The organism is Salisaeta longa DSM 21114 (assembly GCF_000419585.1).
Lineage (GTDB): Bacteria > Bacteroidota > Rhodothermia > Rhodothermales > Salinibacteraceae > Salisaeta > Salisaeta longa.
Window position 1 is genome coordinate 1,148,085 of sequence record NZ_ATTH01000001.1, and the last position, 26,872, is coordinate 1,174,956.

Below are 26,872 nucleotides of genomic sequence, written 5' to 3' on the forward strand. Positions count from 1 at the left end.
AATGTTACGCTTTGCCGACTTCTTTCGGCTAAAGACGTGAGCCACCCCAAAGTATAGGGGCGCTGCAGCTACGATTGCAACGGGCACGCGCTCGCCACTCGCGGTGGCCGATGTTCTTTCCGAACATTTAGCGAAGCAGCCTGTTATAGCTGCAAAGAATAAATTAATAGACCCGGGGCAAGCCATGACGTCCATGCCGCAGTACCTACGTGTTGTCGCGTTCCTTGTCGTTTCTGTAGCGCTTACCGGATGCTACACGCAGCTGTCGAGCGTGGATCGGGCGCCGTCGTCGCCTACATACAGCGACCGCAGCGCCGTGCCTCCGAGCGGTGATAGGGGGGCCACCGATCGCAACAACCAGCGCCCGCGTCAATCTGCTCCGATGACCGACCCGCTCGTCACCGGCGACCCGGCCACGGATGCCTACGACGTGTACTTTAGCCGATCGATGGGTGCAATCTCGGAGGCGGAGTATCGCGAACAGATCCGCTTCCTGGGCCGCTACTACTACGCCGACTCGGAGTTCTTCTACGCGTGGTTTGGAGACCCGTGGTTTGTCGATCCGTACTGGGATCCGTACGTTCCGCGCTCCACGTTCTACATGGCGTTTCACGATGCCCGCGTTCATAACTTTTGGAACGTGCGCTACGGCATAAGCCTCTACACACGCCCCTTCTCGTTTGGCTTTGCGTATGGATACAGCTCGCCCTGGTACTACGACCGGGGCCTGTACGGCATTGGGTATGCCGATGGCTACTACGATGGGTTCTATGACGGCTACTACGGCAACTATTACGACTCCTACTATGGAGGCTACTACGCGCCGTATAGCGATCGGTACCGGACGCGCTACTATGCCCGCCGCTCCTACGACGATCGGACGTATCAGCCGCGCACGGACATTGGGCGCCAGAACTTGGACGGGCGCCGGGCGACCGACGACCCGGTGCGCCGACCGATTGCAGACCGCGACATTGACCGCCGCATGGATAGTGGGCGCCGCGATGGAGACGATAATCGGGGCCGCGTGGGCCGTGCGCCGGCGCGCCGCGACGTGCCGCAGCGGTCTCCCGTAGGCCGACGCGACGACAACGACAATCCACGCACCGGCCGGGGCACTGCGCCGCGTACGGGCCGGGGCGAAGCGCCTGCCCGCCGCAAGCCCCTGGAGCGCCCGCGTCCGCAGCCGCCCACCAATGATGATCCGCGCACGGGCCGCGACCGCACCGGGCGCGGGGCCGCCGGCGACACCGGCCACCGCTCCGACGACGACACGCGCACGATTCGCTTGCCCGACCGCGAGCGTACCATCGACTTCTCACGAGTCCAGGTACGCGTTCCGGACTTCAACTCCGTCGACGCGGCCGAGCGCTACTACTACCGGCAGTACGACCGGAGGCATTACGATCGCTATGAGCGGCGACGCCCCTCCTTCTTCCGGCACGCCAACGGCCGCTACCGCGGCTATGACGGCTCCCGAAGCGCACGAACAGATCGCGCGCGGCGCTCGTCTGGACGCGATTACGATTACTCTCGCAACCGCTCTTCGCAGCGGTCATCACGCAGCAGCGGACGGCGCACCGTACAGCGTGATGACAATAACGCCTCGCGCGGCGGCAGCCGACGCGATACGTCCTCACGCGGGCGCACCGGCCGCGATGACGGCTAGCGCGAATGCGCGCCCAACAACAATGCACGCCTAACAACAACGTCCGTGCAACCCGCGCGCCCCGGTCGGCCGTTTGGCTTTGACCGGGGCGCTGCTATGTGGTGCTGGCGTGAACCCTCCACCACTGGCGGCGTTCATGGCTATCCACTGGCGCTTTGTGAACCGTCCGCTTCCCCATGATCCACGCTTCTTCTATCCTCGAGCGCGACGACCTGGATGTCGACCCGACCTACGAGGATGCGCTCCAAGATTTGCTCGTGGCCTGTCGTACGCATCTCCCGGTGGTCGACGAGGATCGCATCCGCCGGGCGTTCGCCATTAGCTACTGGGCCCACCGCAACGACTGGCGGGCGTCGGGCGAGCGCTACGTCAGCCACCCGCTCGCTGTCGCACGCATCGTGGCCGAAGACATTGGGCTGGACGACATGAGCGTGGCGGCGGCGCTCCTGCACGACGTGGTTGAAGACACCGAGGTGTCCCTCGACTTCATCCGCGAGGAGTTTGGCGAGACGATGGAAACCATCATCGACGGGCTCACCAAAATCAGTGGCGTTTTTTCTAGTCGCGAGCTGGGCCAGGCCGAGAACGTGCGCAAGCTCATGCTGTCGATGGCCGCCGACCTGCGCGTCATCCTTGTGAAGTTTGCCGACCGCCTGCACAACATGCGCACCATCGAGGCGCTCCCCCGCGAGAAGCAGCTCCGCAAAGCCAGCGAAACCATGGAGCTGTTCGCGCCGCTGGCGCACCGGTTCGGGCTCTATCCGGTAAAAAGCGAGATGGAAGACCTTTCGCTGAAGGTGCTTGACCCCGATGCGTACCACCACATTACGGCCTACCTGGAGCGCATGGCCGAGGAACGCGAGGCCTACATCCACCGCTTCATCGAGCCGCTGCGCGACCAACTGACCAGCGACGGCTTCACCGCAGAAATCTACGGGCGGGTGAAAAACATCACGTCCATCCATCGCAAGATGAAGCGGCAAAACAAGCCGCTCGACGAAATCTACGACATCTTTGCCATCCGCATCGTGCTCGACGGCGACGCCGGCAAGGAAGACTGCTGGCGGGTGTACTCCATCGTAACGGACCTGTACAAGCCGCTGCCGGAGCGCTTTCGCGACTTCATCTCGGTGCCCAAGGGCAACGGCTACCAGAGCCTGCACACGACCGTGCTGGGGCCCGGCGGACGACGCGTGGAGGTTCAAATTCGAACCCGCGAGATGCACGAGGTTGCCGAGAAGGGCGTGGCGGCCCACTGGAAGTACAAGGAGGGCAAAAAGAATGTGGATGAGGAGATGGAGCAATTCCTGGAATGGGTGCGCGACCTCCTCGAAAATCCGAAGCCGGAGCAAGCCACCGAGTTTGTAAAGGAATTTCGGCTCAACCTCTACGACGAGGAAATTTACGTCTTTACCCCAAAGGGCGACCTCATGACGCTGCCGCGCGGCGCGACGCCCGTCGATTTTGCCTTTAAGGTGCATACCGAAGTGGGCATGCAGTGCATTGGGGCCAAGGTGAATGGCAAGATGGTGCCCCTCTCGCACGAGCTGCAAAGCGGCGATCAGGTGGAGGTCATCACATCGAAGAAGCAGCGGCCCAACCCCGACTGGATCAACTTCGTGGTGACGCACAAGGCGCGCAGCCAGGTGCGGCACTGGGCCAACGAGGAGCGCCGCAAAACCGCCGACCTGGGCCGCGAGATCTGGGAGAAAAAGGCCAGCCGCGCGCGCATCGAAATTAGCGACCAAGACCTGCAGGACGTGGCCCACGAACTCAAATTTCCGGACCTGCAGCAGCTCTTCTACGAAATTGGAAGCGGCCTCTACGATCCCGAGGAGCTCATCGACCGCATCAAAAACGGTCCGGGCGGCGAGACGCCCACCGATGATGGCATCCCCGACGAGCAATCGCTGCGCGAGCGCTACGAGAAATTTCTGGATGCTGCCAAAACCACCGGCCAGCAGGCGTTGCTCATCGATGGGGAGCTGCAGACCGACATCGCCGTCAATTATGCGTCGTGCTGCAACCCCATTCCCGGCGACGAGGTGTTCGGCTTTGTGAGCAAAAGCGGCACCATCAACATCCATCGGTCCAACTGTGGCAACGCGCCCGACCTGCTCTCCAACCACCCCGACCGCATCCTGGATGTGGATTGGAGCCGCCAAAAGGATGTGCAGTTCATCTCTGCGCTGCGCATCATGGGCGAGGATCGGGTGGCGATGGTGAACGACATCACCACCGTCATCTCCAAGAACTTGAAGACGAACATCCGTTCCATCACGATCGACTCGGAGGATGGCATCTTCTCGGGTACGGTGGTGCTGCACGTGAGCGACCTGGAGCACCTGCGCCGCTTGATGGAGCGCCTAAAGCGCATCGACGGCATCCACGGCGTGTACCGGTTTGAAGAATAATGGAGCCCCGCGGCGGCCGCGGCTGGCGCGGGATCTATTGGGGCTTGTGAACGGTGTTATTGAGGCCTGAGCGGTGCGCTACAGGCTTCGGGGTTTGTTCGAAAAACGAAGACGCTTCATGTCGGAAGAAGCCACAGGCAACGTCGACCGCTCGTGGCGCCGCTGGGTATTCGGCGCGGCGCTCGTCATCTTTCTCGCGCTCTTGCTGAGCCAGGTCGTCAATCCGTTCCCCAACCAGCCGTACACCGAGGTGCCACACGGCGGCCACACGCACTACGTGCCAAAGGATCGTGATCCGGCCATCCCGCTCGGCGACTTTCCCACCAGCCCGCCCGGCCCCAACGAGCAAATCACGCCGCAAGGGCAGGTGGTGCCCAAACGGTAACCCATCGGGTGCTGAAGGGCCCGGCGTGGATCACAGATGTGCCGCGAGCGCTATTCCAGCCGCGCCACATCCGGATCGTACGGCGCCATCAGCGCCCGCAGGTCGCGCGTCATCCGCGGCTGATCGTTCTCTTGCGCGATGATCAGCAGGTTGCGCGCCATCCGCAGCACAATAGCCTGCGGATCGGCCGCTTGGAAGTGCTCGGCCGTAGGCTCGACGCCGGCTTGCACCAAAAAGCGCATGCACGCCTGCTGCGTGACGCGCTCGCCCTCGCTGAAGGGGTCGAAAAACGCATCGCCGCCCGGCCCCATGTACTTCACGAGGAAGTGCGCCGGGAGGTTGACGCCGTACACCGGTACGTTGAGCCGCTGCGCCACGAGCAAGAAGAGCACCGACAGGCTGATGGGGATGCCGAGCTGGCGGTCGAGCACCCGGTTGATGTAGCTGTTGTTGGCGTCGAAGTAGTGGCGCCGGTTGCCCTGAAAGCCTTGCTCGTCAAACAGAAACCGTGCGATGATCGCGGCCCGCCGCACGCCCTGCGCCTGCTCGACCCGCGGCCGCACCGCCTCGGCGAGACGGTCGAGGCGCTGCTGATACGCGCCGATGTCGAGGTCGGGAAAGCGATAGAGCGCGAGCAAAAACGTCGCCCGCTCCAGGTCCACCGGCGCCTGCTCCATCACCGCGTGCCAGGCGTCGCGCACCGACTGCCAGTGCAGCCGCCGGGCCAGCGCCTCCACCCGATCGGCCAACCCGGCATCGACACGCTCGCGGGCGGCGCGCAGGGCCGGCAGCGCCGCGCGGCCCAGCTCGTTGAACCGCGCCTCTACGGCCTCCTGCACGGCCCGGTCGCTGTCGTCGAGGAGGGCGATGAGGGCTTCAAGTTCGGAGGAGGAAACAGACATAGCCGCCTGTGGGGGCTGTCGAATGATGCCGGAAGGGGCTACGCAGCGTCCGGTGCGTTCCACGGATAGCTGTAGTGCGTAGCCGGCGTAAACGTCTCTTTGATCGCGCGCGGCGAGACCCAGCGGACCAGGTTGAGCCACGAGCCGGCCTTGTCGTTGGTGCCCGAGCGGCGCGCCCCGCCAAAGGGCTGCTGCCCGACCACGGCGCCCGTGGGCTTGTCGTTGATGTAGAAGTTGCCCGCGGCCTGTTCCAGGCGGTCCATCGCCTGACGAATGACCGCGCGGTCGCGTGCAAAAATGGCCCCCGTGAGTGCATACGGCGACGTCTCGTCCACAAGATCAAGCGTTCCCGCAAAATCGTCGTCCGGGTACACGTAGACGGTCGTCACCGGACCGAAGATTTCTTCTTCCATCGTGGCGTAGTGCGGATCGTGCGCCTGAATGACGGTGGGTTCGATGAAGTAGCCGTCACTGTCGTCGTACGCGCCGCCCATGATAATCTCGGCATCGTCGCTGGCCGCCGCCGCATCGATGTACGCCGTGATCTCGTCGAACGCGCGCTGATCAATCACGGCGTTCACGAAGTTCGTGAAGTCCTCTGGCGGCCCGGTGGTGATGGTGTCGAGCTGCGCGGCCACCTCCGCACGAATCTCCGGCCAGATGGACGCCGGCATGTACAGCCGCGACGAGGCGGAGCACTTTTGGCCCTGGTATTCAAAGCTGCCCCGCACGATGGCCGTGGCCACCGCATCCACATCGGCGCTTGCATGCGCCACGATGAAGTCCTTGCCGCCCGTCTCGCCCACAATGGTGGGATAGGTGCGATAGGTGGGAAGGCGCTCCCCGATGGACGACCAGAGGTGGTTGAACGTCCCGGCCGACCCCGTAAAGTGAAGCCCCGCGAAGTGCTCCGACGCCAGGGCCGGATCGCCCACATCGGCCCCGTTTTCGGCCGGCAAAAAGTTAATTACACCGTCCGGCAGGCCCGCTTCCTCCAGCAACTTGTAGAGAAAGTACGCCGCGTAGGTTGCCCGCTCCGAGGGCTTCCACAACACCGTGTTGCCCATCAGCGCGGGGGCCGTGGGCAAGTTGCCCTGGATGGAGGTGAAGTTGAACGGCGTAACCGCCAGCACGAAGCCCTCCAGCGGGCGATACTGCATCTGGTTCCACGCTGCGCCGGGGCTGTTGGGCTGCTCGGCGTAGAGCTGCTCGGCATAGTGCACGTTGAAGCGGAAAAAGTCGATCAGCTCGCACGCCGCGTCTATCTCGGCCTGATGCGCGTTTTTGCTTTGGCCCAGCATGGTGGCCGCGTTGAGCGTGTCGCGCCACGGACCCGCAAGCAGGTCGGCCGCGCGCAAAAAGATCGCAGCCCGGTCGGCAAAATCCATCGCCGCCCACTCGCCTTTCGCGGCTTGGGCCGCGTCAATGGCCTGCGCTACCTCATCGGCACCGGCGTGGTGAAATTCGCCCAGCACGTGGCTATGCTCATGCGGCACCACCATCTCGGTCGTGGCCCCGGTAAACACCGCCTCGCCGCCAATGATGGCCGGCACGTCCACGCGTTGGCCGCGCAGTTCGCGGAGGCGCTGCTGTAAGGCGGCGCGCGCATCGCTACCGGGCGCATAGGCGCGCACCGGTTCGTTGGAGGGGGGCGGCGTGCTGGGGCGGGCGTTGGTCATAACAGGGTGGAAGGATAGAAATGAGAACGGATGACGAAACCATTACCGATGTACTTTGGCTGGAAGCGCTTGTTCGTCGAATACTGTGCACAGCCCCCCAAGGCAATCGCATCAATTTCAACGTCCCGCGCTCACATCGTTCGCTCGCAATGGCACGAATGGTTGGCTGAAGGCTTAAACGTCGATGGTTCAAATGAGCGTTTGGGTGGAATTGCGCATCTGCACGCTCAACGCACAAAAAAAGCAGTATCCTCCTTGTCATCGCGAGGAATGAACGCACGTGAATGACGCGGGGGCCGAAGGTCATGCCACTGGTGGGGCCGGAGGTCATACCCGTGGTACGATCTTCATGTACGAAGACATACGCACGACTGCGGATCTTGGCCCTTCCAAGAGGTACAGGGCCGCTGCATCAAAATTGCTTATTCGTGCTGGCGCCGTTCAGGAGTGATTTGCAAAACGACGACAGCATGCCTCAGAAGCAGGAGCCGCCTTCGGAGCGCTCAGGGCGGATTCACGATTGCTCATGCAATTGCCCTGCACAGCCCCCGATTGGAACGGCACCCTTGGAAGCGGTTTCATAAGAACGCCTTTACAGTATGCCCCGTAGTTCCGATGCTGTAGGTGCACCGATGGCATAACCGCACACTTGTCAGACGCCCCACAGGCGGAGGGATTTCTTGCATGGCCGACACCTCATCCACAGATTCGAACAACCGCGCCCCCACAGCGCACGACGTGCACACCGATCAAGACGAATTTCGCACCCTTGAGCATTTCATCCTGGATCAGCAGGATCGCTTTGCCCATTCCACGGGCGCGTTCTCGCGGCTGCTGCGCGACATTAGCCTTGCCGCAAAGATCGTAAACCGCGATATGCGCAAGGCGGGGTTGCTCGACATCTACGGCGACACCGGAAAGAAAAACGTGCAGGGCGAGGTACAGCAAAAGATGGATGCCCTGGCCCACCGCGAGTTTGTACAGGCGCTGCGGCGCGGGGGCGAGTGCTGCCTGATTGGATCGGAGGAGCACGCCGAGGCCATTCCGCTTACCACGCGCGACCCGGCGGGCGACGAGCCGGGCGACTACATCGTCCTCATGGATCCGCTGGATGGGTCTTCCAACATCGACGTTAACGTCTCCGTGGGCACTATCTTCAGCATCTACCGGCTCCCGCGCCAAACGAGCCCCTCGGACGTAAGCGTAGACGCGGCCCTGCAGCCGGGCACCGAGCAGGTGGCGGCGGGCTACGTGGTGTATGGCTCTTCGACCATGCTGGTGTACACCACGGGCAACGGCGTGAACGGCTTTACACTCGATCCCTCCATCGGCGAGTTTTTGCTGTCGCACCCCAACATCAAAACCCCCAAACGCGGACGCATCTTCTCCATCAACGCGGGCTACTACCATTCCTTTGAGGAGGGCCTGCGCCAGTACCTCGACTGGCTGCAAGAGCACGATCCGCAAACCGGCCGCCCCGCCAAGACGCGCTACATCGGCTCGTTCGTTTCCGACTTCCACCGGAATCTGATGAAGGGCGGCATCTACATGTACCCAGCCACCAAGGGCAGCCCCGACGGTAAGCTCCGACTCATGTACGAGGCCAACCCGATGGCCATGATTGTGGAGCAGGCCGGCGGCAAGGCGTCGGATGGGCGCCAGCGCATCTTGGAGAAAACGCCCGAGGCGCTGCACGAGCGCACGCCCCTTTTCATTGGCAGCGCCAACATGGTGGAACGGGCGCAAGCGTTTGTGCAGGGCAGCCCCGATGCCATCGAGCGGCCCGACCTGGGCGCTGCTTAGGCGCTGGTCGCCGCCCTTCGCGGATCGTTCCCGGCAGGGCCGCGGCTACGCACGCCTGGGCCTCTACCTATTCGGTCGTGGAAGCAACCAGGTCGCTGTATGAAGCGGCCACGAGTTGGTCGTCGGCGATGCCCAGGGCGTCCAGGTGCTGCTGGCACTGTGCCCGCAGGGTGGCCGGATCGGCCGTGCTCGTCTCGGCGGTTGCTTCGATCTCCACGAAGGTGCCCAGCCCGTGCACGCGATCCAAGTGAAATTTGACGTTGTCGATGAAGTAGATGGCCCGCCGCTTATCGACCACCACCCACACGCCCAAAGCAGCGGACAGCACAGCCTTCAGGGCCGCGGGATCTTCCGGCTGCATCCGGTGAACATCAGAGGACTTCGGGCCGGCCCGATCGGCGCGCTGGTAGTAAATGAGGTTCGTCTCGATCGTGCCCTCGCGCAGTTTGAGGCGGCCCGTTTCGTTCCGGAAGTAGGTGTCTACCTGATGATCTTCGCCCACGAAGCGCGCCCCGGCGTGCTCCAGGTAGGCCCGCGGCTGCGCAAGGTCGTTGCAGCGCGCCTTGATCTCAACATTTATGTGATGCATGGGTGCGGGACGTGACTTTTAACGACGGGTGAACGTACATTACCGCATAGTTGATTGACGGTTGTTCAATGCTTGCAGAGGTTCTCCATGCTGGAGCTTGCTGTTCTGTTCCTGAGTGCGCTGCCGTTTGTGATGGGACTCTACGTGCTGGAGCTCATCAACCGGCGCCGCAACGATCCGCCCGACGATGACGGCCCGCCACGCCGCGATCCGCCTCCGCCCTTGCCGCGGGTACCGGTATCGCCCGGCCGGCGGCCGCGCCAGCACCGCGACCGGACCGCACGTCCCCGCGCAACGCCACGCCAACCCACGCGTACACGGCGCACGCGCTCCTAACCAACGTGCCTCCTCCGCTCCGCTGCCGTGGCCCTTCGCCTCCTCGACGTGTACGCCGCACCCGATGCCCTCGACCGCATCACCCGTACCTGGCCCGCGGACGTGGACCTCATCGACCGCCGCACGCTCAACCTAACAGGCGACGATCGACAGCTCGCACGGCTCTTGGTCGATGCGCGCTACAGCGAAGCCGCCCTCGACCACCTGGAGCACCACGCGGGTCCCGATGTGCGCGTCGTGGTGAGCACCGTGAATGCCACGCTGCCGCGTCCGGAGCTAGCGGATGAGGCCCCCGAGGATGAAGACACCGCCACGTCTCGCATCAACCGCGAGGAGCTGTATGCCGACCTCAGCGAAGCGGTCTCCGTTACGCCGGTGCATTTCGCGCTCGTCGTCCTCTCTACCATCGTTGCCGCCGCGGGCATTTTACGTGACAGCGTAGCCGTCGTGATCGGCGCGATGGTCATCGCGCCCCTCATCGGTCCCAACATCGCGCTGGCGCTGGGCACCACCCTCGCCGACCGCGAGCTGCTGAAACGGGCGACGCAGGTCAACCTGCTGGGCCTTTTGCTTGCGTTCGGGCTGTCGTGGGCGTTGGGCATGGCCATCCCCGTAGATGCTTCCATTGGGGAAATCAGTGCGCGGACGCAGGTGGGCCTCAGCGATGTGCTCTTGGCCCTGGCGGCGGGCATCGCCGGGGCGCTCTCTACCACGCGCGGCCTCTCGACGGCCCTGGTGGGCGTGATGGTCGCCGTTGCGCTGATGCCGCCGCTGGTGGTGCTCGGGCTACTGCTGGGCAGCGCGCAATGGACGCTGGCGGGCCACACCGGTCTCCTGCTCACGACGAACGTGGTGGGGGTTAACCTTGCCGCGGTAGGCACTTTCTTGGCCCAGGGCATTCGGCCCGGCACGTGGTACGAAGCCCAAAAGGCCCGGCAAGCCACGCGGTGGGCGCTGCTGCTGTGGACGACCGCGCTGGCCGTTCTGGTGGTGGCCATCTTGGCGGCCAACGGCTGGCTGTAGCCTCCACAAGCCGCTTGGCCGCGGGCGCTTAGCCGAGGGCACGGAGGGTGGCGTAGCGCATCCGGCCGGTGCCGTGCGCGCTGCGAACCATGACGGGCACCGGGTGGTGAAACGCGGGCCCGTCGAGCACAAACGTGTGGAAGGCCCCGTCTTCGCCGCACGGATCGACGGTGTCCGGCAGGGCATCGAGCAGGGCCGCATCGTACGGACGTCCGGCAAACGACGCATCGAGCTGTATGGTATCGACGCTGGTGATAACCGCGCGATGCGTTTGGACGACGGCCTTGGCCAGCGCTTCCGTGTCGGTGCCCCACAGCGGAACGTGGGGCGTCATGCCAAGGCGGGTGAGCAGCGCCTCGCGATAGCGCCGCACATCCTCCAGGTACAAATCGCCAACGGCCACATCTTCAACCCCCGCCGCCCGCCATTCATCGAGCGCCGCATCAAGGGCCTGTTCGTATTGCGCGTTCGTAGGCGCATCGGGCACGCGCATCACCGTCAGCGGCAGGCCCACAGCCGACGCCTGCGCCCGGATGAGCGGCAGCGGCGTACCGTGCGCCTGCACTGCATCGTCCGTCGTTACGGTTACTAGTAATCCCGCGGGGATCCACTCGGAGGCCGCCCGCAGCGCGCGCAGCATCCAGGCGCTATCCTTGCCGCCGCTCCACAACAATCCGATCGGCTGCGGCATGGTCACTCCGTGGCGGGTTCAACGGCGCGTTCCATTTCCGCCAGCACCTCCTCCGGCGCCTTGGGGATGGGCGGGCCCAGCACGCGGTAGCCGTCAGATGTGATGAGCACGTCGTCCTCGATGCGCACGCCGCCCAGGGAGCGAAAGGCCTCCACCGCGCCGTAGTTGATGAACGACGTGTGCCGGTCGTCGGCCTTCCAGCGGTCGATGAGCGCCGGGATGAAGTAACAGCCGGGCTCCACCGTCACCACAAAACCCTCGGCCAGGGGCCGCGCCAAGCGTAGCGCGCTCAAGCCAAATTGCTCGCTGCGCGTGTACGCCTCGGTGTAGCCCACGTATGCCTCGCCCAGGCCCTCCATGTCGTGCACGTCGAGGCCCATCATGTGGCCCAATCCGTGCGGAAAGAACAGCGCGTGCGCGCCGGCCTGCACCGAGGCCTCTACGTCGCCCATCATGAGACCAATGGATTGGAGGTGTTCGGTGAGCGTGCGGGCCGCAGCCAGGTGTACGTCGCGGAAGGGCACGCCCGGACGAAGCTGTGCGAGCGCCGTGTGTTGCGCCGCGAGCACCGCCTCGTAGATGGCGCGCTGCTTGGTCGTAAACGCTCCGCTTACGGGCATAGTGCGGGTGATGTCGCCCGCGTAGTACGACGGCGCAGTGGCGCCCGCATCCACGAGCAGCAGGTCGCCATCGGCCAGCGTGTCCGTCTGGTGATGATTGTGCAGCACCTCGCCGTGTACCGAGCACGTCATCGAAAACGCCAGGCGTCCGCCCGAAGCGCGCGCGATGCCCTCCAGGCGTCCGGCAATGGTGCGCTCGTGCACGCCGGGGGCCGCCATGCGCATGGCGGTGGTGTGCATGCGTGCGGTGGTGCGTACGGCGCGCTCAATCTCGGTCACCTCGGCAGCAGACTTCACCGAGCGCTGCGCGACGACCGCCCGAATGAGTGGCTCGGAGACGTGCTCGTCGACCGCCGCGGGCGCTACGGCCAACAGATTGGCCCACGTCTGGCGGTGGGCGGCGCGGTAGGGCGGAAGGAGGTGCACGGTTCGTCCGCCGGCCTGTGCCGTTTGCACATCAGCGGCCAGCTGCGCCCACGGCGCCGTCGCCTCGATGCCAGCCCGGGCGGCGCGGTCCTCCAGCGCGGGCTGCGGCCCCATCCACACCACATCATCCAAGCTCGGATCGTCGCCGTAGAGCGTCACCGCACCGCTCTCCACATCCAGCGCCACCGCCACCTTGGGCCGATCGACGCCCGCGTAGTACATCACGGTGCTGTCTTGCCAAAAGGGATACAGGTTGTCGGCATAGTTTTGCGGACTTGGGCCGTTGCCCAACAGCACCACCAGGCCTTCGTCTAGCGTGTCGAGAAGGGTACGGCGGCGGGCGGTGTATTCCGAAGCGTCGAACATAGCAGACGGGCGATAAGTGCAACATGCAATGACGTGGTAATATACCGGCGCCGATATAGGCGCGCTATGAAATCCGCGGAGCCCGTGAAGCGCTCCGCTCGTTGCCACTTTTTTCTTTATCGCATAGGGCTTGGGTTATGATTCTTATCTACGGCGCGTACGGCTACACGGGGACACTCATCACAGAACAGGCCGTTGCGGAGGGCCTCCACCCGGTGCTCGCGGGGCGCAACGCAGCCAAGGTGCAGGCGCTGGCCGGCCGCTGGGACCTCTCGTACCGGGCGGTTGCGCTGGATGACGCTGAAGGGCTGCGGGCCATGCTGGAGGATGTGCAGTGCGTCATTCATTGCGCCGGCCCCTTCCAGGATACCTCACCGCCCATGGTGGCCGCGTGCCTCGCCACCGGGACGCATTACCTCGACATCACCGGCGAGATTCCGGTGCTGGAGGCGTTGGCGGCCGAGGACGACGCGGCCCGCGCGGCAGGGATTGCGTTGCTTCCGGCCGTTGGCTTCGATGTGGTACCCACCGACTGCCTCGCGGCGTACGTGTCGGATCAACTGCCCGAGGCCACGGCGCTGGATATTGCATTTGCCGGATTGGGGCGCATCTCGCGCGGCACCGCACGCACGGCCCTGCGACAGCTCGGGGCGCCGGGGCAGGTCCGCCGCAACGGGGCGCTGATGCCCATTCCCGCCGGGTCGCGCACCCGCACGGTCGACTTTGGGCGCGGGCCGCGTACGGTCACCACCATTCCGTGGGGCGACCTGGCCACCGCCTACCGTACCACCGGCATCCCCAACATTACCGCCTACACCCAACTTCCAGCCCTGGCACGCCGGCTGCTGCAATGGAGCCAGCCACTCGAACCGCTCCTGCAGAGCAGCGCCGTTCAACACCTGCTTGACCGGGCGGTGCAGGCACTACCCGCGGGGCCCACACCCGACGAGCGCGCCGCGGGGTCGGTGCACGTCTGGGCCCAGGCCACGGCGGGCGAGCGTACCGTTACGGCCCGGCTCCATGGGCCCGATGGCTACGCCTTTACCGCACGGACGGCCGTTGCCGCTGCGCAACGCGTTGTGGAGGACACGCTGCGAGGATTTCACACGCCCGCCACGGCGTTTGGCCCGGACTTCGTCCTTGGCATCGAAGGCGTGACGCGCGAGGACGTGTAGACGCTACTAGACGCTACTTCAAATGCAGGCATCTGCGCGAACCCGGGGCTGAAGCCGCGAGCCTCTTATCAACATCGTGCATTGCGGCAGAGCGCCCGCCCATCGTGTCGGCTGTAACTTGCCTAGGAGGTCAAGATCCGCCTGCGACGCCCGTCACACATCCACACTTCGTTTATTTTCTGGAAGCGCTTGCATTTCACACCCCTCATTTATTACGTTTTGGTTGACAATTCAAGGCCAACTTGCCTTGAGCAGTCCACAGCACGCAAATACAACCACGTACGTGGTGCTTCCTCAGCAAGTATTGCTGAATAGTAATCAATCGATTGTACCGACTGATCCCCTGACGTTATGGCTGATCAAGATGCACAGGTTACCGCGGCCTATTCCGGACGTGACGACCGCTACCCGCCTTCCGACGCATTCCGCGCCGACGCCCACATTGGTTCGGAAGCCGAATACGACGCCCTGTACCGCCGCTCGATCGAAGATAACGAGGCATTTTGGGACGAGCAGGCCGACCGCATCGACTGGTTTGAACCGTACGATACGGTCAAGAATGTGTCGTATGCGCCGGGCGATGTCTCCATTGCGTGGTACGAAGGCGGCGTCACCAATGCGTGCCACAACGCCGTCGACCGCCACCTGGACGCGCGCGGCGACCAGACCGCACTCATCTTTGAGCCGGACGACCCCGCAACCGATTCCGCCCAGCACATCACCTACAACGACTTGCACCGCGAGGTGTCGCGCCTGGCCAACGTCCTGAAGGCGCACGGCGTAGAAAAGGGCGACCGCGTCACGCTCTACCTCCCCATGATTCCGGAGGCCGCGTATGCCATGCTCGCCTGCGCGCGCATCGGGGCGCCGCACTCGGTCGTGTTTGCGGGCTTCTCGCCCGACGCCCTCGCCGATCGCATCCTCGACTGCGAATCCGACTTCCTGATTACCGCGGATGAGGGCAAGCGCGGCGGCAAGCGCGTGCCGCTCAAGAAAAACGCCGATAAGGCGCTGGAGCAGTGCCCCAACGTAGACACCGTGCTCGTCGTCCAAAACTCCGGCGGCGCCATCGACTGGCACGAGGGCCGCGACGTATGGTACCACGACGCCATCGCCGACGCCGACGACACGTGCCCGTGCGAACCGATGGACGCCGAAGACCCGCTCTTTATCCTGTACACCTCCGGCTCAACCGGCAAGCCGAAGGGTGTGCTGCACACCACGGGCGGCTACTGCGTGTACACGAGCATGACGCACGAGTACGTGTTCGACCTGCACGAAGACGATGTCTTCTGGTGCACGGCCGACGTGGGATGGATTACCGGCCACAGCTACATCGTGTACGGCCCGCTCATCAACGGAAGCACGCAGGTTTTCTTTGAAGGCACGCCCACCTACCCCGATGCCTCGCGCCTGTGGGAGGTGGTGGACAAGCACGACGTGAGCATCTTCTACACGGCGCCCACGGCCATCCGGGCGCTCATGCGGCAAGGCGACGACTATGTCACCCAAACCGATCGCTCGTCGCTGCGCGTGCTGGGCACCGTCGGCGAGCCGATCAATCCGGAGGCCTGGAAATGGTACTACAACGTGGTAGGCGAAGGCCGCTGCCCCATCGTAGACACCTGGTGGCAGACGGAAACCGGCGGCATCATGCTCACGGGCCTGCCCGGCGCCGTAGCACAGAAGCCCGGATCGGCCGCCAAGCCGTTCTTTGGCATTCAGCCGGAAGTGGTGGATGCCGCCGGCACGGTGCAAGAAGGTGCCACCGAAGGCATCCTCACCATCGCCGACTCGTGGCCCGGCCAGATGCGCACCGTCTACAAAAACCACGAGCGCTTCCAGAATACGTACTTCTCGCAGTACCCCAACAAGTACTACACGGGCGACGGCTGCCGGCGCGACGAAGACGGCTACTACTGGATTACCGGCCGCGTGGACGACGTCCTAAACGTGAGCGGGCACCGCATTGGCACGGCCGAGCTTGAAAGCGCCCTCGTATCGCACGACGGCGTGGCCGAAGCCGCCGTGGTGGGCTATCCGCACAAGGTGAAGGGCCAGGGCATCTTTGCCTACGTGACGCTCATCAAAGACGTCGATGCGTCGGCCGACCTGCGCGAGGAGCTGGTGCAACACGTGCGCAAGCACATCGGGCCCATCGCCACACCCGACTACATCCAGTTCACCGACGCCCTCCCCAAAACGCGTTCGGGCAAGATCATGCGGCGCATCATCCGCAAGATTGCAGCCGGCTCGTACGACGACCTGGGCGACACCTCCACGCTCGCCGATCCGGGAGTGGTGCACAGCCTCATCGACGACCGCAAACAAGTAGAGCTCTCGGGCACCTAGTGCGCCCCGTGGGGTGGGGGCGTGCTCGTACGACGCGCGCGCCCACCACACACAAAAACGCCCAACCAGACGCAGCGGCAACTGCGTCGATCGGGCGCTCATGGTTCACGGCGCGGTGCAGGCCAACGTTGGGAGACGCACGCCCTGCACGCGCCACCACTGACACACACAGGCTATCGCACCAAACGACAGACTTGTCATGCATCAGACATACATCCGAACGACCCGGTGGGTCGGCAGTTTCTTTGCGCTGCTGCTCCTCACGGCCGCCCCATCATCCGCGCAAGAATTTGATCTCGGCGGCTTCGTGAAGGCCGAGTACCTCTACGACACGCGCCAGGTGGTGGCCGCGCGCGACGCCGAGTTCCATCTCTATCCGGCCCCCGAAAGCGACGCCACCGGCACCGACAATCTCTCGTCGTTTGCGTTCTTCTCGCGCCTCGGGCTGGGCATCAGCGACCTGCCGCAAGCCCTGGGCGCCGACATTACCGGCTACGTCGAGGCCGACTTCTTTGGGGCCAGCAACGCCAACGTCAGCACGTTTCGGCTGCGGCGCGCGTTCGTGAAGATGACCTGGGAGAACCGATCGGTGCTCTTTGGGCAGGAGTGGTCGCCCCTCTTCACGCTGGCCGCGTTTCCACGAACCGTGGCCACCACCACGGGCGTACCGTTTCAGCCCTTCGCCCGGCAGCCCCAAATCCGCTACACCTACCGCGGCGGTAGCGTGCGTTTCATTGGCATCGCCGCCTGGCAACGCGACGCCTTTCAGGAAACGAGCGACGACGGGCTCCTCGAACAGCAGTGGGCCGCGCTGCCCATGTGGCACGGGCACCTGCAGTACGTGCAGGGCGGCACCACCATTGGCGTGGGCGGCTACTACAAATGGATTCGTCCGGAGCTGACCGCCGACCGATTTAGCGCGGGCGCCGTGCAGGCCTATGCCACCTTCCTCGGCGATGCCGCTGAGCTCCGCATCAAGGGCACCTACGGCGGCGACCTGGGCGACCACCTCATGACCGGCGGCTACGTGCAGCTGCAGGGCGGCGGGTACGAGCCGCTCCAAACCGCCTCGGCCTGGGTCGACATCCAACAGCCGGGCACCGTCTCGCCCGGACTGTTTGCCGGCTACCTCGCCAACCTCGGTACCTCCAAAGACAACGTGCAGGTGGTTGACGTCGCCGCGCGCGGCGCGTCCATCGACTACCTGTGGCGCATCGCCCCGCGGCTCGCGCTGAATTACGGCCCCATGCGCTTCGCTTTCGAGGTGGAAGCCACCTCCGCCCTCTACGCCAGCGGATTCGACAGCAGCTATGCCCCGGACGCCCAGGACACCGACGACGCCGTCACCAACATCCGCGGCAATTTTTCGGTCTTCCTGTTTTTCTAAGGACTGCTTCACCCCGCAGCCGGGCCCCGCGCAGGCCGCGCAAGCGCCCAACCAGCGCGTGGTCCTTCCACCGCATCCTATGTTTCTACCCTAAACGCCCAACGTCTCATGGCTACCGAACCTAGCATCGACCGCGAAACCTACTGGAAAACACAAATCCGGCGCACGCTCATCCTCCTCAGCGTGTGGTTCATCACCGGATTCGTTGTGAGCATTCTGCTCGCCGAACCGCTCAACAGCATCAACTTTGGCGGCGTGCCCTTCGGCTTTTGGATGGCGCAGCAAGGCAGCATCTTCGTGTTTATCAGCCTAGTTCTCATGTACGCCATCACCGCCGGACAGCTCGACCGCGAGGCGGGCGTCGTCGAAACCGAGGACACCCAGTCCGACCCCGGTGCGGCACACTAGCACACCATCCGTCACCCTCTTACTTCTATGCACAACTAACCGCACATCGTTATGGGTATCATTGGCTGGACCTTCGTTTGGGTGGGCATCACCTTCTCTATTTACATCGGCATTGCGGTGTGGAGCCGCGTCGCCGACACCAAGGGCTTTTACGTCGCCGGGCAAGGCATCCCCGCCATTGCCAACGGCATGGCCGTGGGGGCCGACTGGATGAGTGCCGCGTCGTTTATCTCGATGGCCGGGCTCATCTCCTTTATGGGCTTCGACGGCTCCATCTACCTGATGGGCTGGACCGGCGGCTACGTGCTGCTTGCGCTCTTGCTTGCGCCGTACCTTCGCAAGTTTGGGAAGTTTACCGTGCCTGACTTCGTAGGCGCGCGGTACTACTCCAATACCGCGCGGGTTGTCGCGGCCATCGCGGCGATCTTTGTGTCATTCACGTACGTGGCCGGACAAATGCGCGGCGTGGGCGTTGTCTTTAGCCGCTTTCTGCAGGTCGACATCAACCTTGGCATTCTCATTGGCATGACCATCGTGGCGCTCTACGCCACCCTGGGCGGCATGAAAGGCATCACATGGACGCAGGTGGCGCAGTACTGCGTGCTCATCGTGGCCTACCTTATCCCGGCCGTGGCCATTGCCTACACGCTTACCGGCAACCCCATTCCGCACATTGCCATTGGGGAAGTGGTGCCCCGCCTCAACGAGCTCCAAACGCAACTGGGGCTCAACCCCTACACGGGGCCCTTCAGCAACCTGAACATGCTCAATGTGCTGTGCATCACGTTTGTCCTGATGACGGGCACCGCGGGGCTTCCGCACGTCATCGTGCGCTTTTACACCGTCAAAACCGTGCGCGATGCCCGGTGGTCGGCGTTTTGGGCGCTCCTTTTCATTGGCATCCTGTACACCGTAGCCCCGGCCGTCGCCATGTTCTCGAAGTTGGAAATCCTGCAATCGTTTGCGGACATGGGGGCGAGCGGCATGCAAAACCTGGGCTGGGTGCAAAACTGGGCCGAAACGGGCCTCATCAAGACGCAGCAGTGGCAGGCCGGCATGGGCGTCGAGCAACTGCTTGGCACCATCGACCGCGACATCATCGTGCTGGCTACGCCCGAGCTAGCCAACCTCTCCGCCTGGGTGGTGGGCCTCGTGGCCGCGGGCGGGCTGGCCGCTGCGCTCTCCACGGCCTCCGGACTGATGCTCGTCATCAGCTCGTCGCTCGCGCACGACATCTACGGCGAAATTATTAACCCGGAGGCGTCCGAGCAAAAGCGCCTGTTCTGGGGCCGCGTAGCCATCTTTGGCGGCGTCATCGTGGCCGGACTGTTTGGCATCTATCCGCCCGGCTTTGTGGCCGAGGTGGTGGCGTTTGCCTTTGGCCTTGCGGCGGCAAGCTTCTTCCCCATCTTGGTGCTCGGCATCTTCTGGAAGCGGTGCAACCAGCAAGGCGCAGTGGCCGGGATGATTGTGGGCCTCGCGTTTACCTTCCTCATGATTGTGCTGATGCGCGCCCACGTGGTGGTGCCCGGCGTCGGCGAACCCATCCTGGAGTCGTTCCTTGGCATCCAGGCGCAAGGCATCGGGATGGTGGGCATGCTGCTCAACTTCATCGTGACGTACGCCGTCACCCTCGCGACGCCCGCGCCGCCCCAGGACGTCCAGGACATCGTGGAACAGATTCGCTATCCACGCGAACTCACCGACGAAGAACTGCAAGAAGCTGTGGCTTAATGCGGGACCGGTCCGCTCCATAGGCACTGCTTCCTTGTACCGGCGGGATCTGCCACACGGCAGGTCCCGCTTTTTTGCGCCACCAAACCGTTGCCCCCAGCCATTCACACGGCGACATTCACGTCACCCGTGTTCTTCATGCAGGCTCCACTTGCATCTGTCCGCCGATATTCACACGTTGGTGGTGTAGTTATGCAGATTAAATCTAAATAGCTGTATGCGCCCCCTGTTGCTCGCTCTCTTGCTTGCCTTACTCACCCCAGCCGTTGCCCAGGCCGACCCACCATCGGATTCCACCGGGGTGTGGGACCGCCTCGGGTTAGAGGCTTACGGCACGGTCAACTACTTTGCCTACGACTGGGCCACCGACCCCGCACGCAACAACGCCGTCGACCTGGAGCGCTTCGTGCTCTACCCCAGCTACCAATTCAGCGAGCGGATTTCGATGCTCGGCGAGATTGAGTTTGAACACGGCGGTACGGGCGTCACCAAAGAAATCGACAAGTTTGAGGAGTTTGGCGAGTTCGAAAACGAGATTGAGTCCGGCGGCGAGGTTGTCCTGGAGCAACTGAACGTCCGGTTTGCGCTGCACCCGCTCGCCAACATCCGCGTGGGACAGTTCAAAATCCCGATCGGCCTGGCCGCGGTAAACGACGAGCCGACGGAATACTTTGCCACGACGCGCGCCGAAACCGAGGCCGCGGTCATTCCCACCAACTGGTACGAGATTGGCGTGCAGGTGGAAGGGCGCACCGGCGCTCTGGCCTACTCGGCTGCCCTCGTGAACGGATTGAACTCGGCAGAATTCAGCGCGGCCAACTGGATCGTTCGCGGAAACGAATCGAAGTTTGAGACGATAGCCGCCGACAACTTTGCCTTCACGGCCCGCGCCGACTACTACCTGAACGACGAGAGTTTTATAGGGGCCTCGGTGTACACCGGCGATAGCGCCGACAACCGCCGCAAGAGCACGCTTTCGGCCAACGGACAACGTGTGAACGCCCGCGTAACCGTTGCCGATGTCCATGCTCAATACCTGAGCGGTCCGGTGACGCTGCGCGGCCTGGTGCTGTACGGCCGCCTGCAAAACGCCGATGTCGTAACCACGAACAACCGGACCCTTTCCAGCAACCTCAACGCCAAGGGCACCCCTGTAGGCAGCGCCGCGCTGGGATATCGCATCGAAGCCGGCTACGATCTGCTCTCCTTCACGTCCCTTACCGGACCGCAGCGGCTCGACATCTTTGGGCGCTACAGCTTCTACGACACCCATTACGAGACCACCGGCTCGGTGACGGACGATCCGCTGTGGGAGCGCACGGTGTACACCGGCGGCCTTAACTTCCGCGCCACCGAAGGGGTGGTCTTGAAAGCCGAGTACAGCCACCGCACGCGCGGCCGCGGCCGTAGCGTGAGCGGGTCGCTCACCGGCGACACCGAAAACACGTTTTCCCTGGGCCTGGGCTTCCAGTTCTGACCGCCTGCCGGCACAGACAAACGCCCAACGGTAATTCCTCTGATGTATCTTGAACCTTTGGTAGTTTTTATGACCACTGCACAACGCTTTACAACGCTTCTCACGCTGCTCGTCGTTGCCCTCGTGGGCACCGCATGCGATAGCGGAAGCGCCATCGAAGACACCGTCTCCTTTGACGAAATCGACGCGCAGGCCATTCTGCAAAGCGAGGCCGAAGGTGTCATCCTAAGCACCTACACCGACCTCGACCAAAAAGCCGGCCTGCTCGAAGAAGCCGTAAACACCCTGGCGACCAACCCCACCGCCGCCAATCTTGAGGCCGCTCGCACCGCCTGGATTGCCACCCGCACGCCGTGGGAGCAGTCCGAGAGCTTCCTGTTTGGCCCGGTCGCCGAAGATGACATCGACCCCTCGCTCGACTCGTGGCCCGTCGATGTAACCGGCATCAACGATGTGCTGGAGGGCTCGCAGGAGATCACGCCCGGGGTGGTTGCCAACCTCGCCGCCACGAAGCGCGGCTTTCACACCATCGAGTACTTCTTGTGGGGCGAAGACGGCACCAAGACGGCTGCCGACTTCACCGACCGCGGCAAGCAGTACCTGCAAGCGGCCACTGTGGTACTGAAAAACGACACCGAGCGACTGGTGAACGCGTGGAGCCCAGACGGCGACAACTTCGTCGGTGCTTTCGTCAATGCAGAGGCCTTCCAGAGCCAAAAAGCGGCCGTGCAGGCGCTCGTGAGCGGCATGGAAACCATCGCGAACGAAGTGGGCACCGGCAAAATTGGGACGCCCCTGAACGAGAACTCGATCCAGAAGATCGAATCGAAGTATAGCGAGAACTCGTTCACGGACTTCATCAACAACATGGAGAGCATGCGCCACATTTACCTGGGCGACTACGGCGACCATGCCGGCCAAGGACTCACCGACGTGGTGCAGCAGATTGATCCTGAGCTCGATGCCCAAATTCGCAGCGAGATTGAAGCGGCCATCCAGTCGCTGCAGGGCATCGACATGAGCTTCCGTGATGCGGTGGCGAGCGGTCAAACCGCGCCCGTCGAAGATGCGCGAGAAGCCGTGCTTCAAATCCGCGAGACGCTCCAATCGCAGGTGCGTCCGCTGGTCAGCGATCTGTAGCGAAGGGGTTCCTACGATCGCTTGTGTGCGCTGGCAAGGGCGGCCCATTCCGGGTCGTCCTTGTCGCAGTTTCGGATTAGATAACAGAGACGATCATGCGACAGGATATTAGACACATCGGCCTCCTCTTTTTGGTCTTGAGCCTTGCGGCGTGCGACGTCCAACAGCCACCCAAACGCAATTCCAATGGCGTTGACGTAGGCGCTCGGCTTGGCGGCGACGCCACCGTGTTTGAAGAAAGCCGGTTGTCCTTTGCACAGCCCATCCCCGGCCTCTCCCCCGACGCAACGCGGCGTCATGACGCCGGCGACCGCGCGTTTGAGGACGTTTTTGTAACCGCGCCGGCGGCCGTCAATGGCGGATTGGGACCGGCCTTTGTGCAGCCGTCGTGCGATGCGTGTCATGCCCGTGACGGGCGCACGCCCGGCGAAGTGCTCATGCGCCTGAGCACGCCCGGCACCGGTCCGCACGGCGGTGCCCGGCCGGCCGACGGGTTTGGGACGCAGCTTCAGACCCGCGCGTTGTACGGCTACCCCGTTGAGGGCCGCCTGGCGGTGCAGCAACAAACCATCCGGGGCGAGATGGCCGACGGCACCCCCTACACCCTCACCAAGCCGGTGTACACCATCGAATCGCCGTACGGCCCGTTGCCCGCCAACCTGCTCACGTCGGTGCGCGCGCCGCGGCCCGTCTTTGGCCTGGGCCTGCTCGAAGCCGTGCCCGACGCCACCCTGCGCGAGTTGGCCGCCACCCAGCAGGCTGCCGCAAACGGCATCAGCGGCGAGGTGAACATGGTGTGGAACATGGAAACCAAAACCAAAGACATCGGCCGCTTCGGGTGGAAAGCCACGCAGCCTACGCTGCTCCAGCAAAGCGCCGATGCCTACATCCACGACATGGGCGTCACCTCTTCCCTCTTTCCGAACGAGCTCACCGATGACCAGCCCGGCTTTGACGACGGACTCAGCGACGAGCCCGAGATTACCGATGAGACGCTCGACGACGTCACCTTTTACGTGCAAACGCTGGCCGTGCCGGCGCGTCGCAACATCGACGATCCTGCCGTACAGCAAGGCGCCCGCCTGTTTGAGCAGATCGGCTGTGCCACCTGCCACCGGCCTACGCTGCGCACCGGCACGCTCGAAGGGGTGCCCAGCGTCTCCAACCAAACCATTCATCCTTTCACCGACATGCTCTTGCACGACATGGGGCCCGACCTTGCCGATGGCCGCCCGGTCTTCGATGCCAGCGGGCAAGAGTGGCGTACCCCGCCGCTGTGGGGCATTGGCCTCACGGACCTCGTTAACGGGCGGGCGGAGTACCTCCACGACGGCCGCGCTGAAACCCTCCAAGAAGCCATTCTGTGGCACGGCGGCGAGGCGCGAGCTGCCCAGCAAGCCTACACCCGTCTCAGCAAGGACGAGCGCGACGCAGTGCTTGCCTTCCTGCGCTCGCTGTAGCCACTGGAAACAATCGTTTGAACCGGCCCAAACAGCCACCTGAACCATCGACGCTTGGGCCTTCAACCAACCATTCATGTCATTGCGAAGAGCAGTAGGCGACGCGGGGGCCTTTAGGTCATGCCGTAGGTGAGGCCTTTAGGTCACGACGAAGGTGCAATCTCCGCAATGGGGCGCTCCTGCCCGTACATGGAGATCGCCGCGTCCTTCGCGTCCGCTCAGTCCTCGCGATGACAAGAAGCATGTTGCTTTTTTGTGCGTTGGGCGTGCAGTTGCGCAATTCTGTCCGAGCAGCCATCTGAACCACTAACATTGCATTTCTATCATCAACCACTGTTGTCATTGCGAGGAGCCGTAGGCGACGCGGCAATCTCCGCAATGGGGCGCTCCTGCCCCTACATGGAGATCGTACCACAGGCACAACCTTCGGCCCCCGCGTCCTTCGCGTGCGTTCATTCCTCGCGATGACACATCGTTTTTGCATTTTCGTGCGTTGCGCGTGCAGTTGACCAAACCCGCCGGAACAGCCATCTGAACCATCAACACTTGGACCTTCAACCAACCATTCATGTCATTGCGAGCGACTGTGAAAGGAGCGCGGCAATCTCCGCAATAGGGCGCTCCTGCCCGTGAGATCACACCAGTGGCATGACCAAAGCCCCTCAGTCCTCGCAATGACAAGGAGCGTACTGCTTCGTTGTGCGTTGCGCGTGCAGTTGGTCGAACTCGTCCGAACAGCCATCTGAACCATTGACGCGTGGTTCCTCTCCTGTCGCGCGCGCCTTGCAAGCCGGCAACATGTTGCAACATACGTCCTTGAGGCAACAACCCAGCGGATGGGTGTGGACTTTTGTTGTGCGCTTCCGCACCTTGTAGACTCCGCCTCGGCTTATCCTCGACCAATCTGCTTGTTGCCATGCCGCGTCTAACCGACGACGATGCGTACCTCTGGAACGAAGGCACCCACTACACCTGCTACGACCGCCTCGGCGCCCACCCAAACCAGGCCGGCACGTGGTTTACCGTATGGGCGCCCAACGCCGATTCGGTGACGGTGATGGGCGACTTCAACGACTGGTCGCCCGACGCCGACGGGCTGCGCCGCATGGAAGGCGGCCTATGGGAAGGCTACCTCCGCAGCGCCCGCCCCGGCGACCGCTACAAGTACCGCCTGAACGTAGACGGCGACCGGCTGGACCGCACCGATCCGTTTGCCTTCCAGATGGAACCGCCCGCCCCCAACACCTACGAGGGCCTCTCGGCGATCGTCACCGATCTTGACGATTACAGCTGGAACGACGACGCCTGGATGGACAACCGCCAGGGCCCCGCGACGCTCAACGGACCGGTCTCCGTCTACGAGGTGCACCTCGGCTCGTGGCGCCACAAACAACACGGCGAGTCGTTCTCGTATCGAGAAATCGCCGAGCCGCTCGCCGATCACGTGGAGGACATGGGCTTCACACATGTCGAGTTTTTGCCGCTGGCCGAACATCCCTACTACGGCTCATGGGGCTACCAGGTGCTGGGCTACTATGCACCAACCTTCCGCTACGGGTCGCCACACGACCTCATGTACCTGATCGACTACCTGCATCAGCGCGGCATTGGCGTCATCATGGATTGGGTGCCCGGCCACTTTGCCCCCGACCCGCAGGGCCTCACCTACTTCGACGGCACGCACCTCTTTGCCTACGACGACCCCAAGATGCGCCACCACCCCGACTGGGGCACGTACGTGTTTGACTATGGACGGGGCGGCGTGCGCAGCTTCCTGATCGCCAATGCGCTGTTCTGGATGGAGAAGTACCACGTGGACGGCCTGCGCGTCGATGCGGTGGCTTCCATGCTGTATCGGGATTACTCGCGCGGCGACGACTGGACGCCCAACGTACACGGCGGCCGCGAAAATCTGGAGGCGATTAGCTTGCTGCAGGAGACCAACAAGCAGGTGTACGCCCACTTTCCCGAAGCCCTGATGATGGCCGAAGAGTCGACGGCCTGGCCGGGCGTCTCTACGCCGGTCGACCAGGGCGGGCTGGGCTTCCTCTACAAGTGGAACATGGGCTGGATGCACGACACGCTCACCTACATGAGCAAAGAACCCGTGCATCGCAAATACCACCACGGCGAGCTGTCGTGGACCCTCAGCTGGGCCTTCTCGGAGCAATACACCCTGCCACTCTCGCACGACGAGGTGGTGCACGGCAAGGATTCCCTGTGGGGCAAAATGCCCGGCGATGCGTGGCAAAAGGCGGCCAACTTGCGCCTGCTGTATGCCCACATGTTTGGCCATCCCGGCAAAAAACTGCTGTTTATGGGGTCGGAATTTGGGCAACCCAGCGAATGGAGCCACGACGCATCGCTCGATTGGCACCTGACAGACGATACGCACCACGCGGGCGTCATGCACTGGCTGCGCGACCTGAACGCGCTCTACCGGCACCACCCCGCCCTGTGGGACGACACGCCCGATGGGTTTGAATGGCTCTCGTACGGCGACCGCGAGAACAGCGTACTGGCCTATCGCCGCAAGAGCGACGCGCGCGACCTGCTCTTCATTTTCAACTTCACGCCAATTGTGCGCGAGCCGTACCGGCTGGGCGTACCGCGCGCCGGCTACTGGGCCGAGCGCCTCAACAGCGACGCCAACGTGTATGGCGGCAGCAACGTGGGCAACGACGGCGGCGTTACAGCCGATGCCGTGCCCATGCTAGGGCGCACGCACTCGGTAGAGCTCACCCTCCCGCCACTGGGCGCACTGGTTTTGGAGCAACCGCGGTAGTACGGGTGTTGCATACCCACAGCGTTTTCTTTGCATCGATCCCCCGTTTTT

Annotated in this window: 20 protein-coding genes; 15 read left to right on the forward strand and 5 right to left on the reverse strand. The window is 63.5% G+C overall.

The features are described from left to right. Window positions 1-184: 184 nt before the first annotated feature. From SALLO_RS0104820 to SALLO_RS0104830, 3 genes are all read left to right on the forward strand, one after another. The gene (locus SALLO_RS0104820) at window positions 185-1,669 is read left to right on the forward strand and encodes a hypothetical protein (protein WP_157621271.1); all 1,485 of its coding nucleotides are present in this window, start codon (window positions 185-187) and stop codon (window positions 1,667-1,669) included. Between the two features lie 176 nt (window positions 1,670-1,845). Beyond that, the gene (locus SALLO_RS0104825) at window positions 1,846-4,083 is read left to right on the forward strand and encodes a RelA/SpoT family protein (protein WP_022835189.1); all 2,238 of its coding nucleotides are present in this window, start codon (window positions 1,846-1,848) and stop codon (window positions 4,081-4,083) included. Between the two features lie 118 nt (window positions 4,084-4,201). Then, a complete protein-coding gene (locus SALLO_RS0104830) occupies window positions 4,202-4,468 on the forward strand; it encodes a hypothetical protein (RefSeq protein WP_022835190.1) in 267 nt (88 codons plus the stop codon). Window positions 4,469-4,518: 50 nt separating this feature from the next. Here the strand turns inward: SALLO_RS0104830 and SALLO_RS0104835 are convergent, their stop codons facing one another. Continuing rightward, window positions 4,519-5,370, reverse strand: coding sequence for a SirB1 family protein (locus tag SALLO_RS0104835; RefSeq protein ID WP_022835191.1), 852 nt, complete (start codon window positions 5,368-5,370; stop codon window positions 4,519-4,521). Between the two features lie 38 nt (window positions 5,371-5,408). After that, the gene (gene pruA / locus SALLO_RS0104840) at window positions 5,409-7,049 is read right to left on the reverse strand and encodes an L-glutamate gamma-semialdehyde dehydrogenase (protein WP_022835192.1); all 1,641 of its coding nucleotides are present in this window, start codon (window positions 7,047-7,049) and stop codon (window positions 5,409-5,411) included. Between the two features lie 684 nt (window positions 7,050-7,733). Here pruA and fbp point away from each other — a divergent pair. After that, window positions 7,734-8,852, forward strand: a complete 1,119-nt coding sequence (fbp, locus tag SALLO_RS0104845) for a class 1 fructose-bisphosphatase (RefSeq protein WP_022835193.1) — start codon at window positions 7,734-7,736, stop codon at window positions 8,850-8,852. Window positions 8,853-8,919: 67 nt separating this feature from the next. On the opposite strand, the gene SALLO_RS0104850 is transcribed toward fbp, so the two are convergent. Beyond that, entirely contained in the window at window positions 8,920-9,441 is a 522-nt protein-coding gene (locus SALLO_RS0104850) for a class IV adenylate cyclase (RefSeq protein WP_022835194.1), read from the reverse strand. Window positions 9,442-9,528: 87 nt separating this feature from the next. Here SALLO_RS0104850 and SALLO_RS0104855 point away from each other — a divergent pair, with 87 nt between their 5' ends. Next, a complete protein-coding gene (locus tag SALLO_RS0104855) occupies window positions 9,529-9,777 on the forward strand; it encodes a hypothetical protein (protein WP_022835195.1) in 249 nt (82 codons plus the stop codon). A gap of 27 nt (window positions 9,778-9,804) precedes the next feature. After that, the gene (locus tag SALLO_RS0104860; RefSeq protein ID WP_022835196.1) at window positions 9,805-10,800 is read left to right on the forward strand and encodes a TIGR00341 family protein; all 996 of its coding nucleotides are present in this window, start codon (window positions 9,805-9,807) and stop codon (window positions 10,798-10,800) included. 28 nt (window positions 10,801-10,828) lie between these two features. Here the strand turns inward: SALLO_RS0104860 and SALLO_RS0104865 are convergent, their stop codons facing one another. Both SALLO_RS0104865 and SALLO_RS0104870 read right to left on the reverse strand, forming a co-directional pair. After that, a complete protein-coding gene (locus tag SALLO_RS0104865; RefSeq protein ID WP_040605723.1) occupies window positions 10,829-11,491 on the reverse strand; it encodes a Dph6-related ATP pyrophosphatase in 663 nt (220 codons plus the stop codon). 2 nt (window positions 11,492-11,493) lie between these two features. Then, the gene (locus SALLO_RS0104870) at window positions 11,494-12,903 is read right to left on the reverse strand and encodes an aminopeptidase P family protein (RefSeq protein WP_022835198.1); all 1,410 of its coding nucleotides are present in this window, start codon (window positions 12,901-12,903) and stop codon (window positions 11,494-11,496) included. A gap of 137 nt (window positions 12,904-13,040) precedes the next feature. On the opposite strand from SALLO_RS0104870, the gene SALLO_RS0104875 reads away from it, so the two are divergent. From SALLO_RS0104875 to glgB, 9 genes are all read left to right on the forward strand, one after another. Next, entirely contained in the window at window positions 13,041-14,078 is a 1,038-nt protein-coding gene (locus tag SALLO_RS0104875) for a saccharopine dehydrogenase family protein (RefSeq protein ID WP_028566917.1), read from the forward strand. Between the two features lie 351 nt (window positions 14,079-14,429). Continuing rightward, a complete protein-coding gene (acs, locus tag SALLO_RS0104880; RefSeq protein ID WP_022835199.1) occupies window positions 14,430-16,430 on the forward strand; it encodes an acetate--CoA ligase in 2,001 nt (666 codons plus the stop codon). Window positions 16,431-16,629: 199 nt separating this feature from the next. Beyond that, window positions 16,630-17,817 (forward strand): hypothetical protein, encoded by a 1,188-nt coding sequence (locus tag SALLO_RS0104885; protein ID WP_022835200.1) that lies wholly within the window; start codon window positions 16,630-16,632, stop codon window positions 17,815-17,817. 108 nt (window positions 17,818-17,925) lie between these two features. Then, a complete protein-coding gene (locus tag SALLO_RS0104890) occupies window positions 17,926-18,225 on the forward strand; it encodes a DUF4212 domain-containing protein (RefSeq protein WP_022835201.1) in 300 nt (99 codons plus the stop codon). Window positions 18,226-18,276: 51 nt separating this feature from the next. Next, the gene (locus SALLO_RS0104895) at window positions 18,277-19,959 is read left to right on the forward strand and encodes a sodium:solute symporter family protein (RefSeq protein WP_022835202.1); all 1,683 of its coding nucleotides are present in this window, start codon (window positions 18,277-18,279) and stop codon (window positions 19,957-19,959) included. Between the two features lie 217 nt (window positions 19,960-20,176). After that, window positions 20,177-21,436 (forward strand): autotransporter outer membrane beta-barrel domain-containing protein, encoded by a 1,260-nt coding sequence (locus tag SALLO_RS15295; RefSeq protein ID WP_157621274.1) that lies wholly within the window; start codon window positions 20,177-20,179, stop codon window positions 21,434-21,436. Between the two features lie 69 nt (window positions 21,437-21,505). Next, window positions 21,506-22,576: an imelysin family protein gene (locus SALLO_RS15300; RefSeq protein ID WP_051141298.1), complete on the forward strand. Its 1,071-nt coding sequence runs from the start codon at window positions 21,506-21,508 to the stop codon at window positions 22,574-22,576. Between the two features lie 95 nt (window positions 22,577-22,671). After that, window positions 22,672-24,036 carry a di-heme oxidoreductase family protein gene (locus SALLO_RS0104910; protein ID WP_051141299.1) on the forward strand — a complete coding sequence of 455 codons (1,365 nt, stop codon included), beginning with the start codon at window positions 22,672-22,674 and terminating at the stop codon, window positions 24,034-24,036. Window positions 24,037-24,952: 916 nt separating this feature from the next. Beyond that, the gene (gene glgB / locus SALLO_RS0104915; RefSeq protein WP_022835206.1) at window positions 24,953-26,821 is read left to right on the forward strand and encodes a 1,4-alpha-glucan branching protein GlgB; all 1,869 of its coding nucleotides are present in this window, start codon (window positions 24,953-24,955) and stop codon (window positions 26,819-26,821) included. Window positions 26,822-26,872 lie beyond the last annotated feature (51 nt).

Coding starts and splice junctions, on each gene's coding strand:
- SALLO_RS0104820 (WP_157621271.1), top strand. CDS start 185: ATGACGTCCATGCCGCAGTACCTACGTGTTGTCGCGTTCCTTGTCGTT.
- SALLO_RS0104825 (WP_022835189.1), top strand. CDS start 1,846: ATGATCCACGCTTCTTCTATCCTCGAGCGCGACGACCTGGATGTCGAC.
- SALLO_RS0104830 (WP_022835190.1), top strand. CDS start 4,202: ATGTCGGAAGAAGCCACAGGCAACGTCGACCGCTCGTGGCGCCGCTGG.
- SALLO_RS0104835 (WP_022835191.1), bottom strand. CDS start 5,370: ATGTCTGTTTCCTCCTCCGAACTTGAAGCCCTCATCGCCCTCCTCGAC.
- pruA (WP_022835192.1), bottom strand. CDS start 7,049: ATGACCAACGCCCGCCCCAGCACGCCGCCCCCCTCCAACGAACCGGTG.
- fbp (WP_022835193.1), top strand. CDS start 7,734: ATGGCCGACACCTCATCCACAGATTCGAACAACCGCGCCCCCACAGCG.
- SALLO_RS0104850 (WP_022835194.1), bottom strand. CDS start 9,441: ATGCATCACATAAATGTTGAGATCAAGGCGCGCTGCAACGACCTTGCG.
- SALLO_RS0104855 (WP_022835195.1), top strand. CDS start 9,529: ATGCTGGAGCTTGCTGTTCTGTTCCTGAGTGCGCTGCCGTTTGTGATG.
- SALLO_RS0104865 (WP_040605723.1), bottom strand. CDS start 11,491: ATGCCGCAGCCGATCGGATTGTTGTGGAGCGGCGGCAAGGATAGCGCC.
- SALLO_RS0104870 (WP_022835198.1), bottom strand. CDS start 12,903: ATGTTCGACGCTTCGGAATACACCGCCCGCCGCCGTACCCTTCTCGAC.
- SALLO_RS0104875 (WP_028566917.1), top strand. CDS start 13,041: ATGATTCTTATCTACGGCGCGTACGGCTACACGGGGACACTCATCACA.
- acs (WP_022835199.1), top strand. CDS start 14,430: ATGGCTGATCAAGATGCACAGGTTACCGCGGCCTATTCCGGACGTGAC.
- SALLO_RS0104885 (WP_022835200.1), top strand. CDS start 16,630: ATGCATCAGACATACATCCGAACGACCCGGTGGGTCGGCAGTTTCTTT.
- SALLO_RS0104890 (WP_022835201.1), top strand. CDS start 17,926: ATGGCTACCGAACCTAGCATCGACCGCGAAACCTACTGGAAAACACAA.
- SALLO_RS0104895 (WP_022835202.1), top strand. CDS start 18,277: ATGGGTATCATTGGCTGGACCTTCGTTTGGGTGGGCATCACCTTCTCT.
- SALLO_RS15295 (WP_157621274.1), top strand. CDS start 20,177: ATGCGCCCCCTGTTGCTCGCTCTCTTGCTTGCCTTACTCACCCCAGCC.
- SALLO_RS15300 (WP_051141298.1), top strand. CDS start 21,506: ATGACCACTGCACAACGCTTTACAACGCTTCTCACGCTGCTCGTCGTT.
- SALLO_RS0104910 (WP_051141299.1), top strand. CDS start 22,672: ATGCGACAGGATATTAGACACATCGGCCTCCTCTTTTTGGTCTTGAGC.
- glgB (WP_022835206.1), top strand. CDS start 24,953: ATGCCGCGTCTAACCGACGACGATGCGTACCTCTGGAACGAAGGCACC.